Annotated in this window: 9 protein-coding genes; 4 read left to right on the top strand and 5 right to left on the bottom strand. The window is 74.7% G+C overall.

Translation table 11 applies throughout. From position 1 onward, the window contains the following. Position 1 precedes the first annotated feature (1 nt). Together KPF22_RS15880 and KPF22_RS15875 are read right to left on the bottom strand one after the other, a co-directional pair. The gene (locus KPF22_RS15880) at positions 2–2,146 is read right to left on the bottom strand and encodes a bifunctional diguanylate cyclase/phosphodiesterase (RefSeq protein WP_224402521.1); all 2,145 of its coding nucleotides are present in this window, start codon (positions 2,144–2,146) and stop codon (positions 2–4) included. 123 nt (positions 2,147–2,269) lie between these two features. Then, a complete protein-coding gene (locus KPF22_RS15875; RefSeq protein WP_224402520.1) occupies positions 2,270–4,819 on the bottom strand; it encodes an RNA helicase in 2,550 nt (849 codons plus the stop codon). Positions 4,820–4,979: 160 nt separating this feature from the next. Between KPF22_RS15875 and KPF22_RS15870 the strand changes: the two genes are divergently transcribed. From KPF22_RS15870 to KPF22_RS15855, 4 genes are all read left to right on the top strand, one after another. Further along, the gene (locus tag KPF22_RS15870) at positions 4,980–6,818 is read left to right on the top strand and encodes a histidine kinase (protein ID WP_224402519.1); all 1,839 of its coding nucleotides are present in this window, start codon (positions 4,980–4,982) and stop codon (positions 6,816–6,818) included. Between the two features lie 73 nt (positions 6,819–6,891). Continuing rightward, positions 6,892–7,626: a beta-phosphoglucomutase family hydrolase gene (locus KPF22_RS15865; protein ID WP_062394933.1), complete on the top strand. Its 735-nt coding sequence runs from the start codon at positions 6,892–6,894 to the stop codon at positions 7,624–7,626. Beyond that, entirely contained in the window at positions 7,623–10,007 is a 2,385-nt protein-coding gene (locus KPF22_RS15860) for a glycoside hydrolase family 65 protein (RefSeq protein WP_208820309.1), read from the top strand. Before KPF22_RS15865 ends, KPF22_RS15860 begins: the two co-directional genes overlap by 4 nt. Before the next feature lie 300 nt (positions 10,008–10,307). Next, complete coding sequence (locus KPF22_RS15855; RefSeq protein ID WP_208820360.1) at positions 10,308–12,581, top strand: ATP-binding domain-containing protein; 2,274 nt, start codon at positions 10,308–10,310, stop codon at positions 12,579–12,581. Positions 12,582–12,600: 19 nt separating this feature from the next. On the opposite strand, the gene KPF22_RS15850 is transcribed toward KPF22_RS15855, so the two are convergent. From KPF22_RS15850 to recQ, 3 genes are all read right to left on the bottom strand, one after another. Beyond that, positions 12,601–13,176 (bottom strand): DinB family protein, encoded by a 576-nt coding sequence (locus KPF22_RS15850; RefSeq protein WP_224402518.1) that lies wholly within the window; start codon positions 13,174–13,176, stop codon positions 12,601–12,603. Between the two features lie 115 nt (positions 13,177–13,291). Then, the gene (locus tag KPF22_RS15845) at positions 13,292–14,062 is read right to left on the bottom strand and encodes a gamma-glutamyl-gamma-aminobutyrate hydrolase family protein (protein WP_208820311.1); all 771 of its coding nucleotides are present in this window, start codon (positions 14,060–14,062) and stop codon (positions 13,292–13,294) included. After that, complete coding sequence (gene recQ, locus KPF22_RS15840; protein WP_224402956.1) at positions 14,059–15,885, bottom strand: DNA helicase RecQ; 1,827 nt, start codon at positions 15,883–15,885, stop codon at positions 14,059–14,061. The genes KPF22_RS15845 and recQ overlap by 4 nt, the downstream gene beginning before the upstream one ends. Between the last annotated feature and the right edge of the window lie 236 nt (positions 15,886–16,121).

The raw sequence follows: 16,121 nt of genomic DNA, 5'->3' as shown, positions 1-16,121 counted from the left end.
CTCAGAGGGCACGCAGGAACGGGTCCCGGATCAGGTCCGGGACCCGTTCCGCGACGACCGCGGGTGCGTAGTACCAGCCCTGCGCGTTGGCACAGCCGTACTCGCGCAGCCGCGCCGCCTGCTCCCGGGTCTCCACCGCCTCGGCGGTGACCTCCAGGTCCAGCGCGGAGGCGAGCGAGATCAGCGTGCGCAGGATGACGTCGTCGCGCTCGGCGGTCCCGGCCAGGAAGTGCCCGGCCAGCTTGAGCCGGTGCACCGGCAGGTGCCGCAGATAGGCGAGGTTGGAGTAACCGGTCCCGAAGTCGTCGATGGCGATCTTCACGCCGAGCCGGTCGAGCTCGCGCAGCGTGGCCAGCGGCCGGCCGGGGGAGCCCATCAGGTCGGACTCGGTCAGCTCGACCTGCAGCAGCTCCGGCGGCCAGTCGTGGCGCTCCAGCGTCGCCGCGACGTCGGCGACCAGGTCCGACTCGGTCACCTGCCGGGCGGCGACGTTCACACTGATCGTCAGCGGCCTGTCCGGGTACGCGTCGGCCCAGACCCTGCCCTGCCGGCACGCCTCGTCGAGGACCCGGCGGCCCAGCGGCACGACCAGCCCGGTCTCCTCGGCGAGCGGGATGAACCGGTCCGGGCCCAGCAGCTGCCCGTCGGGCCGCTGCCAGCGCACCAGCGCCTCGACCCCGATGGTCTGCTCGTCGGCCAGGCGCACCAGGGGCTGGTAGACGACCACGAAGTCGTCGCGGCGCAGCGCCTCGGGCATCTGCGAGGACAGCTCGAAGCGGGCGACGTCGTCGCGGTGCCGGTCGCGGTCGTAGAGCACGTAGCGCCCGCGGCCGGCCCGCTTGGCCGAGTAGAGGGTGGTGTCGGCGGCGGCGATCAGCTCGTCGGTGTCCAGCTCGCCGTCGTGGCGCACCACCCCGACGCTCGCCGAGATCACGATGTCGCGGCCGTCGACGCGCACCGGGCGGCGCACGGTCCCCAGCGCGCGGGTCGCGACCTCCTCCAGCTCGGCCCGGTCGGCGGTGCGCGGCACCAGCACGACGAACTCGTCGCCGCCCATCCGCGCGACGAGGTGCCCGCCGGGCTCCAACGCGCCCCGGAGCCGGTCGGCCAGCACCTGCAGCAGCCGGTCCCCGGCCTGGTGGCCCAGGGTGTCGTTGACGACCTTGAACCCGTCCAGGTCCAGGTAGCAGACCCCCGGGCGGGCACCGGAGGAGCCCGCGTCGATCGCGGCGCCCAGGCGTTCGAAGAACAGCGACCGGTTCGGCAGCCCGGTCAGCGGGTCGTGCGACGCCTGGTGCGCCAGGCTCTCCTGCATCAGCAACTGGTCGGTCACGTCGGACACCACCGCGACGAGCAGCTGCTCCTCACCGCCGACCCCGCCGAGCAGGGTGACCACGGCGTCGATCCACACGTCGCTGTCGTCGGCGCGCCGGACCGGGCGGACCACCCGGAGCCGGTCCAGGGAGCCGTCGAGCAGCCGAGGCCGCTCCGCCCACACCTCCGGCGCCGACTCCCGGGACACGAAGTCGGTGACCCGCATCCTCAGCAGATGGGCGGGCGTGTACCCGGTCATGACGGCGGCGGTCTCGTTCACCTCGACGAGCCGCCCGTCCGGCTCGAAGATCACGATCCCGACGGCTGCGGAGTCGACGACGGTCCGCAGCCGCAGGTCCGAGCGGCGGCGGGCCTCCTCGGCGACGCGGCGGGCCTCCAGCGCGGCCCGGGTGACCTGCTCGTGCTCGGCGAGGACCAGGCTGCGGGTCGCCTCGGTGAACCCACGGGCGAACGCCGCCAGCACGGCCGCGATCCGCCGGACCCGGGCGGCGGTGTCCGCGGCCGGCTCCAGGTGCGCCCCGAGCAGCTCCATCCCGATCTCCAGGCAGCCCGGCTGGTGGATCCGCGCCCGCACCAGGTCCCCGCCGGCGGCCGCCGGGAGGGCCGGGTCGTACCGCTCCGCCAGCGCGGCCTCCCGCAGCTGCGCGGTCACCCGGTCGAGGACCGGGCGGAGCTCGGTGGCCGGCAGCACCGAGTGCCGGGCCAGCTCCGAGGCCCAGGGACCGGCGAGGTCGGCGGGGTCGGGGAGTGCTGCGGGGACGAGCGCCCGTCCGTGGTCGGCGCGAGCAGCGGCGACGTCGGCCTGCTGCATCCACCGCCCCCGTTCGCTCCGGTGGGAGGGACTTCCCTCGTGATCGGTGGACACCGTAACCGATCCGGCCCGCCCGGTGGGGCCGACCGGGTTACGTCCACGTCCCGCGACGGGCCGATCGGGTCAGGCCGGCGACCCGTCGGTCACGTCCGTCACCCACACGACGGCCTCACCGGCCTCGTCCGAGGCGGCGAGGTCCACCTCGGCGGTGATCGCCCAGTCCCGGTCGCCCGCCGGGTCGTCGAGGACCTGGCGCACCAGCCAGCGGTCGGTCTCCTCGGTGAGGTCGAACAGCTCGGGCCCGCGCGCGTCCGGCCCGAAGCCGATCCGGTCGTGGATCGCGAAGTAGGGGGCCAGGGCGTCCCGCCAGCGGTCGGCGGTCCAGCCGGCGTCGGCGTCGAGGTCGCCCAGCTCGGCGTAGCGGCCCATCGCCGCGAGCTCCACCCGGCGGAACAGCGCGTTGCGCACCATGACCCGGAACGCGCGGGCGTTGCCGGTGACCCCGGTCGGCGTGGCGACGGCGACCTCGGCCCCCGGCGGCAGCACCTCCCCGTCGGCACCCGCCCCGGCGGCGAGCTTCTCCCACTCGTCGAGCAGCGAGGAGTCGGTCTGGCGGACCAGCTCGCCCAGCCACTCCACGAGGTCGGTGAGCTCCTCGGTGCGGGCGTGCTCGGGCACGGTCTGGCGCAGCGCCCGGTAGGCGTCGGCCAGGTAGCGCAGCACCAGGCCCTCGGAGCGGGCGAGCTGGTAGTGCGAGACGTACTCGGTGAACGTCATCGCCCGCTCGCTCATGTCCCGGACCACCGACTTCGGCGACAGGACGGCGTCGGCGACCCACGGTGCGCCGCGGCGGTAGGTCTCCAGCGCGGCGTGCAGCATCTCGTCCAGCGGCTTGGGGTGGGTGACCTCCTCCAGGCGGGCCATCCGCTCCTCGTACTCGATGCCGTCGGCCTTCATCGCCGCGATCGCCTCGCCGCGGGCCTTGTTCTGCTGGGCGGCGAGGATCTGGCGGGGGTCGTCGAGGGTCGACTCGATCACCGAGAGCACGTCGAGGGCGTAGGTCGGCGACTCCCGGTCGAGGAGCTCGAACACCGCGAGCGCGAACGGCGACAGCGGCTGGTTGAGCGCGAAGTCCAGCTGCAGCTCGTCGACCACCCGCGCCCGTGGACGGGTCGCACCGTCCACGGTGTACTGCTCGACGACGCCGGAGGTGCGCAGCGCCCGGTAGATCGCGATCGCCCGCAGCATGTGCTTCAGCTGCCGCTTGCGGGGCTCGTGGTTGTCGGTGAGCAGGTGCTCCATCGCGGCGTAGGTGTCCCCGCCGCGCGACACCACGTTGAGCAGCATCGCGTGGGTGACCTCGAAGTGGCTGGTCAGCGGCTCCGGACGCGCCTGCTGCAGCTTCTCGAACGAGGTCTCCGACCAGCCGACGAACCCCTCGGGCGGCTGCTTGCGCTGTACCTTGCGGCGCTTCTTCGGGTCGTCGCCCGCCTTGGCCAGTGCCTTGGCGTTCTCGATGTCGTGCTCGGGGGCCTGCGCGACGACGGTGCCGACGGTGTCGTACCCGGCCCGGCCGGCGCGGCCGGCGATCTGGTGGAACTCGCGGGCCTTGAGCGGGCGCACGCGGCGCCCGTCGTACTTGGACAGGGCGGTGAACAGCACCGTGCGGATCGGCACGTTGATGCCGACGCCGAGGGTGTCGGTACCGCAGATGACCTTGAGCAGGCCGGCCTGGGCGAGGGTCTCCACCAGCCGCCGGTAGCGGGGGAGCATGCCGGCGTGGTGCACGCCGATCCCGTGGCGCACGAGGCGGGACAGGGTGCGGCCGAAGCCGGAGGTGAACCGGAACGCCCCGATCGTCTCGGCGATCGCGGCCTTGTCCTCCTTGGAGGTGACGTTGACGCTCATCAGCGCCTGCGCCCGTTCGACGGCGGCCTGCTGGGTGAAGTGCACGACGTAGACCGGCGCCTCACGCGTCGACAGCAGCTCGGTGATCGTCTCGTGCAGCGGCTCGACGACGTAGCGGAAGTGCAGCGGCACCGGCCGCTCCACGGAGGTGATCTCCGCGGTCTCCCGCCCGGTGCGCCGGGTCAGGTCCTCCGCGAAGAACGACGTGTCGCCCAGCGTGGCGCTCATCAGCAGGAACTGCGCCTGCGGCAGCTCGACGATCGGCACCTGCCAGGCCCAGCCGCGCGACGGGTCGGCGTAGAAGTGGAACTCGTCCATGATCACCGAGCCGACGTCGGTCCCGGGGCCCTCGCGCAGGGCGAGGTTCGCCAGGATCTCCGCGGTGCAGCAGATGATCGGCGCCTTCTCGTTCACCGCGGCGTCGCCGGTGAGCATGCCGACCTTGTCCGCGCCGAACACCTCGCACAGCGCGAAGAACTTCTCGCTGACCAGCGCCTTGATCGGCGCGGTGTAGAAGCTGCGCTCACCGCGGGCCAGCGCCGCGGCGTGCGCGCCGATCGCGACCAGCGACTTCCCCGAGCCCGTCGGCGTCGAGAGGATCACGTTGGCGCCGGTGACCAGCTCCAGCAGCGCCTCCTCCTGCGCCGGGTACAGCGACAGACCGCGCTCGTCGAACGCCCACTCGGCGAAGGTGTCCACCAGCGCGGCGGGATCCGGGGGGTTCGCGGGGTCGGAGGAGCGCGGCAGCCGGTCGGTGAGCGTCATGATGGGACCGATCGTCGCAGACACCCCCGACACCGGGCGCCGCAGCGCCGAGGTGGCGCCCGCACTCGCCCGTGCGGGGGATAGCGTGGATGCCGTGGTGGGGGGCGGTGCGACGCACGGCGCCGGGCAGGCGCGCGCCGGCGCGGGTCCTGCTGCGCCCATGCCCGACCTCGTCCCGCCGATGCTGCCCGCCGCGGGGGAGCTGACCGACGCGGGCGACCCGGACCGCTGGGCGGTCGAGTTCGCCTGGGAGGGCCACCGCTGCGTGGCCTACGCCCGGCCCGGCCGCGTCCGGCTGCTGTCCTCCACCGCACGCAGCGTGACCGGGTCCTTCCCCGAGCTCGCCGTGCTCGGCGAGCAGGCCCCGCCGGGCGGCATGGTGCTCGACGGCACCGTCGTCGCCCTCGACGAGGCGGGCCGCCCGTCGCGCGCCCCGCTGCTGCGCCGCACCGCGACGGTGTCCCCGGACGCGGCCCTGCGGACCGAGGTCCCGGTCGGCTACGTGGTCACCGACCTGCTGTTCTGCGACGGCCGCCGCACCCTGGAACTGCCCTACCGGCGGCGCCGCGCGGAGCTGGAGGCGCTCGACCTGGCCGGGCCGAAGATCCTGGTCCCGCCCTCGTTCGGGCTCGACGAGGCCGACCTCGTGGTCCGGACCGCGGAGCGCTACGGCCTCGACGGGCTGCACCTCAAGCGGCTCGACCTGCCCTACCAGCCCGGGCGGCGCACCCGGAACTGGCTGCGCGTGCCGCTGCGCCGCCAGCGGCAGGTGCTCGTCGCGGGCTGGGTGCCCGCCGGGGGCCCCGGCGGGGGCCGGGAGCGGATCGGTGCCGTGCTGCTGGCGCTGCCCGAGCCCGACGGGCCCCGCTACGTGGGCCGCGTCGGTATCGGCGCCGCCGACGTCGACGCCCGCACCGTCCTGCGCGTCCCCGCCACCGGGACCCCGCCGCTCGGGGTGCCCGACGGGATCGGCGTCGACGCCCGCTGGCTGGCCCCCGGCCTGGTCGCGGCGGTCGAGCACCGGGGCCGGACGGCCGCCGGACGGCTCACCCTGCCGTCCTGGCGCGGTCTGGTGGCGCCCGCCGAGCACGACGACGACCTGGCCGGCGCGATCGACGCGGCACGCCGGGCGGCCTCGGCGGCCCGCCCGACCGTCGCGCTGCGCCGCCCGGGCCGCGGGACCGGGCAGGCACCCGGGCACGGCCCGGAGACCGTCGTCCTGCCCCGCACCGGTGCCGCGGCCGCACCGGGCACCCGGCCCGCGTCCGGGGACGGGGACGCCCCGCCGGGCACCCGCGACCCGGGCCCCGCCGGCCGCGCCGGCACCGCGGACCCCGACCGGCCCGCCGGTGACACGCCACCGGACGAGAGCCGCCCGGCCCGGCCCGGCGCACACCGCGCCCCGGCCCCCGACGAGACCGTCCGCATCCGGGTCCGCGACGCCGTCCCGCCCGGCCCCGTGGACCCCGCGCCGCCGGCCGCCGCCCCGGACGGCCCCTGGCACGGGCCGCTGTCGCGGCGGCTGGAGCAGCACTTCGTCTACAACACCCTCAACACCATCGCCTCGCTGGTGCGCACCGACCCGCCACGGGCCCGGGAGCTGCTGCTCGGCTTCGCCGACCTGTCCCGGGCCGCGGACCGGGCCGGGGAGCCCTCGATCCGGCTCGACGAGGAGCTCGCCGCCGTGCGGGCGTACCTGCAGATCGAACGGACCCGGTTCGGCGCCCGGCTGACCACCGAGCTCGACGACCCGTCCGGGGCCGGTGTCGACCCGTCGTCGGCGGTGCCGCCGCTGTCGGTGCTCGCCGCGGTCCGCCGCGGGGTGCAGGAGGAGATCGAGCCGCACAGCGCGGGCGGCGCGGTCCACGTGCGGCTGGACCCGGACGCCCCCGACGGGCCCGCGGCCCGGGTGGAGGTCCATCCGGCGGACCCGGCGGAGCGGTCCGCCCGCGTCCCGCTCGTCCTGTTGGTCCTGCCGCTGGGCGTGCCCGTCGTGTGACACCCGTCGGCGGGGGAGTGGCGTGCACCGCCCGGGGCGACGGACCTTCATCGATCCGGATAGCGTGCGCGCCATGCTGGGGCTGCCCGAGGGCACACGCGCGTGCCTGTTCGACCTGGACGGCGTACTCACCGACACCGCGAGCGTCCACGCCGCGGCGTGGAAGCAGATGTTCGACGAGTACCTCCGTTCCCGCGACGGTGACGGGTACACCCCGTTCGACGTCAACGCCGACTACGGTCCGTACGTGGACGGGAAGCCCCGTCTCGAGGGGACCCGCAGCTTCCTCGCCTCGCGCGGGATCGAGCTGCCCGAGGGGTCCCCGGACGATTCGGCGGACACCGGGACCCTGTGGGGCCTGTCGACCCGCAAGAACGACCTCGTGCAGGAGCGGATCCGCACCGACGGCGTCGAGGTCTACCCGGGGTCGCGCCGTTACCTGGAGGCGGTGAAGGACGCCGGGCTCACCACCGCCGTCGTGTCCTCCAGCGCGAACGCGGAGCAGATCCTCCGGGTCACCGGGCTGGAGACCTTCATCGACCACCGCGTCGACGGCGTCACCGCCCGCGAGCGCGGCCTGCCCGGCAAGCCCGCTCCCGACACCTTCCTCGCCGCCGCGGCCGACCTCGGGGTGGACCGGTCCGCCGCGGTCGTGTTCGAGGACGCGCTGGCCGGCGTGCAGGCCGGCCACGCGGGGGACTTCGGCGCCGTCGTCGGCGTCGACCGTCTCGACCAGGCGGACGCGCTGCGTGAGCACGGCGCGGACGTCGTCGTCACCGATCTCGCCGACCTGCTGGAGCGTTCGTGAAGCCCGACCACCTGCCCACCTTCACCGTCGAGCCGTGGGTGGTCCGCGAACCGCGCCTCGACCTGGACGCGATGGGCCAGACCGAGTCGGTCTTCGCGCTGTCCAACGGCCACATCGGGCTGCGCGGCAACCTCGACGAGGGTGAGCCGCACGTCCTGCCCGGCACCTACCTGAACTCGTTCTACGAGGTGCGTCCGCTGCCGTATGCCGAAGGCGGCTACGGCTACCCCGAGTCCGGGCAGACGATCATCAACACGACCAACGGCAAGCTGATCCGGCTGCTGGTCGACGACGAGCCGTTCGACCTGCGCTACGGCACCCTGCACCGGCACGAGCGGGTGCTGGACATGCAGGCCGGCACGCTGAACCGCGAGGTCGAGTGGGAGTCCCCGGCCGGGCGCCGGGTCCGGGTCCGCTCCACCCGCATGGTGTCGCTGACCCAGCGTGCGGTCGCCGCGATCTCCTACGAGGTCGAGCTGGTCAGCAACGGCAACGACGGCAGCGGCGCCGCCGGTGACGCCGCGCTGCTGGTGCTGCAGTCCGAGCTCGTCGCCAACGAGCAGCTGCCCGGCCGCGACGCCGACGACCCGCGTCTGGACACGGCGCTGGACAACGTGCTGGAGCCCGAGCAGTCCCGCGCCGGTGACGCCGGGGCCACCCTGGTGCACCGCACCCGCAAGTCGGAGCTCCGCTGCGGCGCGGCGATGGAGCACGAGGTGTTCGGCCCGGACGGGGTCCAGGTGTCCACCGACGCCAACGAGGACCTCGCCCGCACCACCGTCATCGCCCGGGTCAAGCCCGGCCAGTCGCTGCGCGTGGTCAAGTACCTCGCCTACGGCTGGTCCTCGCGGCGCAGCCTGCCCGCCGTCTACGACCAGGTGCGCGCCGCCATCGCCGCCGCCCGCTACACCGGCTGGGACGGTCTGGTCGCCGAGCAGCGCGACTACCTCGACGACTTCTGGGCCACCGCCGACGTCGAGATCGACGGCGACGCCGAGCTGCAGCAGGCCGTGCGGCTGGCGACCTTCCACATCCTGCAGGCCGGCGCCCGCGCCGAGCGCCGCTGCATCCCGGCCAAGGGGCTGACCGCCGACGGCTACGACGGCCACACCTTCTGGGACACCGAGACGTTCTGCCTGCAGGTGCTGTCCTTCGTCGCCCCGGAGGCCGCGGCGGATGCGCTGCGCTGGCGCAAGTCGATCCTGCCGCTGGCCTTCGAGCGCGCCGAGACCCTCGGCCTCAAGGGCGCGGCGTTCCCGTGGCGCACCATCCGCGGCCACGAGTGCTCCGGATACTGGCCGGCGGGCACCGCGGCGTTCCACATCAACGCCGACATCGCCGACGCGGTGAAGCGGCACGTGCACGCCACCGGCGACACCAAGTTCGAGCTGGAGGTCGGGCTGGAGCTGCTGGTCGCGACCGCGCGGCTGTGGCGCTCGCTGGGCAGCCACGACTCGGCGGGCAACTTCCGCATCGACGGCGTCACCGGCCCCGACGAGTACTCCTCGATCGCGGACAACAACGTCTACACCAACCTGATGGCCCAGCAGAACCTGCGCTACGCCGCCGAGGTCGCGGCGAAGCACCCGCGGTCGGCGTCACGGCTCGGGGTGGACTCCGAGGAGATCGCGTCCTGGCGCGACGCCGCCGGCGCGATGTTCATCCCGTTCGACGAACGCCTCGGCGTGCACCCGCAGTCCGAGGGCTTCACCGACCACCAGCGGTGGAACTTCGAGGAGACCCCGGCCGAGCGGTACCCGCTGCTGCTGAACTACCCCTACTTCGACCTGTACCGCAAGCAGGTCATCAAGCAGGCCGACCTCGTGCTGGCGATGCAGATCTTCCCGGAGGCGTTCACCGAGGAGCAGAAGCGCCGCAACTTCGCCTACTACGAGGCGATCACGGTGCGGGACTCGTCGCTGTCGGCGTGCACCCAGTCGGTGATGGCCGCCCGCACCGGGCACCTGGAGCTGGCCCACCAGTACCTCGCCGAGGCCGCCCTGGTCGACCTGCAGGACCTGGCGGGCAACACCGACCACGGCATGCACATCGCGTCGATGGCCGGGACCTGGACCGCGGTCGTGCTGGGCTTCGGCGGGATGCGCTGCGAGGCCGACGGGCTGTCGTTCGCACCGGTCCTCCCGGCGTCGCTGTCGCGGATCTCGTTCGGCCTGAAGTGGCAGGGGCGCCGGATCCGGGTCTCGATCACCCCCGAGGAGACCGAGTACCGGCTCACCGACGGCGCCCCGATGCGGCTGCGCCACCACGGCGAGCCCATCGCGCTCGACGACGAGGGCCCCGCCACCGCGCCGACCCCCACCCCGGAGTGGGTGGAGCCGGTGGAACAGCCCCACGGACGGGCCCCGCGGGTCCGCGGCTGACCGCGCCGGGCCGGACCGTGCAGGACGGCGGGGGACGGCGGATCCCGCCGCCGTCCCCGCGCAGGTCCGATGCCCGGTCCGTCGTTCACCGGATGGTCGTGCACCACTGGTAGCCTGGTCAGTCGCTCCGTCGGCGACAGGCTCGTCCTGCCACCGCGCGGACGTGTCGTGTACGTCCCCCCGGTGGAGGATCCCCGCGCCGTGCCCGAACCCACTTCCGCTGCCGGCTCCCCGGCTGACGCGGCCGACCCCGCCGCGCCGGTCGACCCGGAGCTGGCCCACGAACAGTCCTACGTGGCCATGCTCTACGAGCAGCTCGAGGACCGCCGTCGCGACACCGCACGCCGGCTGGCCGACACGCTGCGCGAGGAGACCGTCGGCACCCCGCAGGCCATCACCCAGCGCGACGCCGCCGCGGAGATGCTCACCGACCGGCTCGCCGGTCTGCGTGCCGCCGAGCACGGGCTGGCCTTCGGCCGGCTCGACGCCGACGACGGCGAGATCCGCTACGTCGGCCGCATCGGCCTGCTCGACGAGGACAACGAGTACGAGCCGCTGCTGATGGACTGGCGGGCACCCGCCGCCCGGCCGTTCTACACCGCCACCGCCGCGAACCCCGAGGGGATGCGGCGGCGCAGGCACCTGCGGACCCGGCTGCGGCAGGTCGTCGCGGTCGACGACGAGCCGCTCAACCTGGCCGAGATGACCGAGGCGGAGCGGGCCCGCTCGGGCTCGGGGCTCACCAGCGAGGCCGCGCTGCTGGCGGCGGTGTCCTCGGCCCGCACCGGGCGGATGGGCGACATCGTCGCCACCATCCAGGGCGAGCAGGACCGGATCATCCGGTCGAAGCCGTCCGGGGTGCTGGTCGTGCAGGGCGGGCCCGGCACCGGGAAGACGGCGGTGGCGCTGCACCGCGCGGCCTACCTGCTCTACACCCACCGCGACCGGCTCGCCCGGCGCGGCGTGCTCGTCGTCGGGCCGAACCCGACGTTCCTGCGCTACATCGGCCAGGTCCTGCCCTCGCTGGGGGAGACCAGCGTCGTACTCGGCACCGTCGCCCAGCTGTTCCCCGGCCTGGACGCGCGACGCACCGAGTCCCCGGCGACGGCCGAGCTGAAGGGCCGCGCCGACATGGCGCCGGTGATCGCCGCGGCGGTGCGCGACCGGCAGCAGCTGCCACGGACCCCGGTCGAGCTCGTCGTGGAGCAGCAGCGGGTCGTCCTCGACCGGGACACGGTCGCCCAGGCCCGCACCCGGGCCCGGCGCTCCCGCAAGCCGCACAACGAGGCCCGCCGCATCTTCCGCAAGGAGCTGCTGCGGCTGCTCGCCCAGCAGGTCGCCCGCCGCGTCGGCGGCGGCGAGTCCGGCCTGCTGGACCGGCGCGACGTCGACGACATCCGCGACGAGCTCGCCGAGTCCGCCGAGGTCGCGACGCAGCTCGAGGAGCTCTGGCCGACGCTGTCGCCCGAGCAGCTGCTCACCGACCTGTTCGCCGACCGCCGCCGGCTCAACTCGGTGGCCCGGCGGATCCCGGCGCCCGAGCGGGCCCTGCTGGAGCGCGCGGCGCCCGACGCCGACGTGCCCCCGGACCTGCGCTGGACCCCGGCCGACGTCGCCCTGCTCGACGAGGCCGCCGAACTGCTCGGCGACGACGGCGCCGCCCAGGCCGCCGCCGAGGCCGCGGCGCTGCGCGAGGAGGTCGAGTACGCCCAGGGCGTGCTCGACGTACTCGACCTGGAGGAGGACCTCGACCCGGAGCTGCTGCGCGCCACCGACATCATCGACGCCGACCGGCTCGCCGAGCGCATGCAGGTCTCCCGCTACGACTCCACCGCCGAACGGGCGGCCGCGGACCGCGAGTGGACCTACGGCCACATCATCGTCGACGAGGCGCAGGAGCTGTCGGCGATGGCCTGGCGGATGGTCATGCGTCGCGCCCCCGCCCGGTCGATGACCCTCGTCGGGGACATCGCCCAGACCGGTGACCGCGGCGGCGCGGGCTCGTGGGACGAGGTCCTGTCACCGTTCGTCGCACGCCGCTGGCGCCTGGAGCAGCTGACGGTGAACTACCGGACGCCCTCGGAGATCGCCGACGTCGCCGACGACGTGCTCGCCGAGATCGACGCCTCGCTGCAGCCGCCGTCGTCGGTGCGCTCGACCGGGGTGCCGCCGTGGGCGGCGGCGCTGCCCGCCGGGGCCGACGGCGACCGGGTCCTGGCCGAGCGGGTGCGCGCCGAGCGCGACGCCGTCGGGGACGGGCGCACCGTCGTCCTCACGCCGCAGGGCCGCCTGGACCGGGTCCGCGCCGTCCTCGACGCCGCCGGGCTCACCACCACCGAGCCCGCCGAGGGGGAGTCCGAGCTGGACGCACCGGTCGTCGTGCTGCCGGTCGCGGCGTCGAAGGGCCTCGAGTTCGACGCCGTCGTCGTGGTGGAGCCGCAGGAGATGCTCGACGAGTCCCCGCGCGGGCTCAACGACCTCTACGTCGCGATCACCCGGGCCACCCAGCGGCTCGGGGTGCTCCACTCCGGGGACCTGCCCCCGGTGCTCAAGCGGATCGGGCGGGCCGGCTGAGCCCGGCTCGGCGCCCGGCTCAGCCTGCCCGGTGGAGATCGCGCAGCAGCGCGATCTCCGCGCCGTGGTGGATGGCCTCCCGGTGGATGTGCAGCACCAGCGTCGCGAGCGGCGCGTCGGCGTAGGGACCCTCGGCCGGTCCGCACGGTCGCGCGAGGCCCTCGGCGCCGAGCGCGGCGACCCCGGCGGTCCAGCGGGCGTACTCGGTGTCCAGGGCGTCCAGGGCCGCCGCCGCGGTACCGGGGTAGGTGTAGGAGTCGTAGTCGACGGCCGGCCCGCCGAAATGGGAGTGCGAGCGCATCGCGAACACCCCGACCAGGAGGTGTCCGAACCGCCACGCGATCGTCGTGACCGGCGGCGGCTCCGGCGTCGGGAACGCGAAGTCGATCACCCAGTCGCCGGACCCGGCGCCCGGCGGGGTCACCGACTCCCCGCGTCGGCGCACGCCCCAGCAGCCGGGCACCGGCTCCCAGTGGTACTCGTCGTCGGTGAGCCCGGCCAGCCGCGGGCGCAGTGCGGTCTCCCAGTGGAACGTCAGCTGCGCGAGCAGCTCGCCGTTCCAGTCGACACCCGTCCTCGTCCCCATCTCCGTCATGACCCCAGAGTCTGGCCCCGATCGCGGACACCGACTGCCCGCGTCCGCACCCCCTGTCCGGTCGGCACATCCGTTGCGGCAGGTGTGGACACCGGACAGGGGGTGTGGATCCGGGTCAGCCGGCGAGGCGGACCGGGCGGAAGGCGCGGCTGCGGGCCCGCGTGGCGGCGGCGACCAGGGCACCGGCCAGTCGCAGGTCGTCGGCGTCGCGCTCGGGATGGGACTGGACACCGACCACCCAGGGCGCGTCGGTGCCGCCGCGGCCCGACGGGTCGCTCCACTCCAGCGCCTCGACGACGTCCCCGGCGCGGGCCGACACCCGCAGCCCGGGGGCGACCCGGTCCACCCCCTGGTGGTGGTGGCAGCGCACCGTCACCGGGCCCGGACCCAGGATCTCCGCGGCCCGGGTCCCCGGCTCGGTCAGCACCGGCACCGGCGCGTACACCCCCGGTCCGGCCGAGTGCGCTCCGGCGACCTGTGCACCGACCACGTCGGGCAGGTGCTGGTGCAGCGTGCCGCCGAGCGCCACGTTGAGCAGCTGCAGCCCGCGGCACACGCCCAGCACCGGGATGCCGCGGCCGAGCGCCCGGTGCAGCGCCGCCACGTCGGCGGCGTCGCGCCCGGTGCGCGGGGTGTCGGTGTGCGCGCCGGCCACCTGCCCGTAGCGGGCCGGGTCGACGTCCTGGCCGCCGGTGAGCAGGAGCCCGTCGAGGGCGTCGACGGCCTCCTCGGCGCCGTCCACCGGGGCGAGCAGCACCGGGACCCCGCCCGCGGCCAGCACCATCTCGACGTAGGTGCGGGGGACCAGCACGACGTCGTCGTCGCGCATGATCCAGTAGTCGGCCCGCTCGCTGTAGCAGGTGATGCCGATCAGCGGGCGCGTCACGAGTCGGCCCCGTGCAGCACGTCGATCACCTGGTCGCCGTAGCGCGCGAGCTTGCCCTCGCCGATCCCGGAGATCGTGCCCAGCGCGGCCCGGTCGGCGGGGGACCGCGTCGCGATCTCGCGCAGCGTCGCGTCGTGGAAGATCACGTAGGCGGGGACGCCCTGCTCCTTCGCCGTCGCCGCCCGCCAGGCCCGGAGCCGCTCGAACACCGGCGCGAGCTCGGCCGGCATCTCCACGGCCTGCTTCGACCCGCCCCGCGACCGCGACGACCGCGCCGCGCGTTCCGGCTCGGAGCGCAGCATGACCTTCTGCTCGCCACGCATCGCGGCCGGGGACTCGTCGGTGAACCGCAGGGTGGAGTAGTTCCCGCCGACGGTCAGCAGCCCCCGCGCCACCAGCTGGCGCAGCACGTTGCGCCACGCGGCGTCGCTCAGCTCGGTCCCGATCCCGAACACCGACAGCTCGTCGTGGCGGTGCTGGTCGACCTTCGGGGTGTGCTTGCCCAGCAGGATGTCGACGACCTGCCCGGCGCCGAACTCCTGGTTGCGCTCGTTCTTCAGCCGCCACACCGTCGAGAGCACCTTCTGCGCCGCGACCGTGCCGTCCCAGGAGGACACCGGTGTCAGGCAGGTGTCGCAGTTCCCGCACCGCTCCGACGCCGGCTTCTGCCCGAAGTAGCGCAGCAGCTGGGCCCGGCGGCACTCGGTGGTCTCGCACAGCGCGAGCATCGCGTCGAGGTGCTGGGCCAGGCGCCGCTTGTGCGCGGCGTCGCCCTCGCCGTCGTCGATCATCTTCCGCTGCTGGACGACGTCGGCGAGCCCGTAGGCCAGCCACGCCGTGGACGGCTCGCCGTCGCGCCCGGCGCGGCCGGTCTCCTGGTAGTAGCCCTCCACGGACTTGGGCAGGTCCAGGTGCGCGACGAACCGCACGTCGGGCTTGTCGATGCCCATCCCGAACGCGATCGTCGCGCACATGACCAGGCCGTCCTCGCGCAGGAACCGGGACTGGTTCTCCCGGCGAACCGACGCGTCGAGCCCCGCGTGGTACGGCAGTGCCCGGATCCCCTGCGCGGTGAGGAACTCCGCGGTCTCCTCGACCTTGCGCCGCGAGAGGCAGTAGACGATCCCCGCGTCCCCGGCGTGCTCGGCGCGCAGCAGCTCCAGCAGCTGGCGGCGCGGCTCGTTCTTCGCGACGATCCGGTACGCGATGTTGGGCCGGTCGAAGCTCGCCACGAAATGGCGCGCATCGGTCAGCTCCAGGCGCTGGGCGATCTCGGTCCGGGTCGCGTCGGTCGCGGTCGCGGTCAGCGCGATCCGCGGCACGTCCGGCCAGCGCTTCGGCAGCTCGGAGAGCAGCAGGTAGTCGGGCCGGAAGTCGTGCCCCCACTGCGCGACGCAGTGCGCCTCGTCGATCGCGAACAGGGCGATCCGGCCGCGTTCGAGCAGCCGCACGGTGGCCTCGACACGCAGCCGCTCGGGGGCGAGGTAGAGCAGGTCCAGCTCCCCGGCGAGGAACTCCTGCTCGGTGAGGCGGCGTTCGTCGGCGTCCTGGGTGGAGTTCAGGAACCCGGCCCGCACCCCGAGCGCGCGCAGCGCGTCGACCTGGTCCTGCATCAGCGCGATCAGCGGGGAGACGACCACACCGGTCCCGGGCCGGGCCAGCGCCGGGACCTGGTAGCACAGCGACTTGCCGCCACCGGTCGGCATGAGCACCAGCGCGTCCCCGCCGCCGGTGACCTGCTCGACGATCGCCTGCTGCTCGCCGCGGAACGCGTCGTAGCCGAAGACGCGGCGCAGGATCTCGTGCGGGTCGCTGCTGTGCACCCGCTCCGGGACCGGCTCCGGCAGCCGGCCCGGCCCGGGGAGAGCGGCGGCCCAGGCGTCCTCCGGTGGGGGTTCGTCGCCGTAGTCGTCCTCGGGTTCGGGCGGGAGCGGGATCTCGTCCGGGTCGGAGGCGTCGAACACGCCGTCGATCGTACGAGCCCCGCCGCGTGCGCCCCGCCCGGCACTCACCTCGCGGCACCGCCGACCGCGCCCGGGCCCGGCCGTGGCGTGGTCCC

Source organism: Pseudonocardia sp. ICBG1034 (genome assembly GCF_020131375.1).
Taxonomy (GTDB): domain Bacteria; phylum Actinomycetota; class Actinomycetes; order Mycobacteriales; family Pseudonocardiaceae; genus Pseudonocardia; species Pseudonocardia alni.
This window is presented reverse-complemented; position numbering and strand designations above follow the sequence as displayed.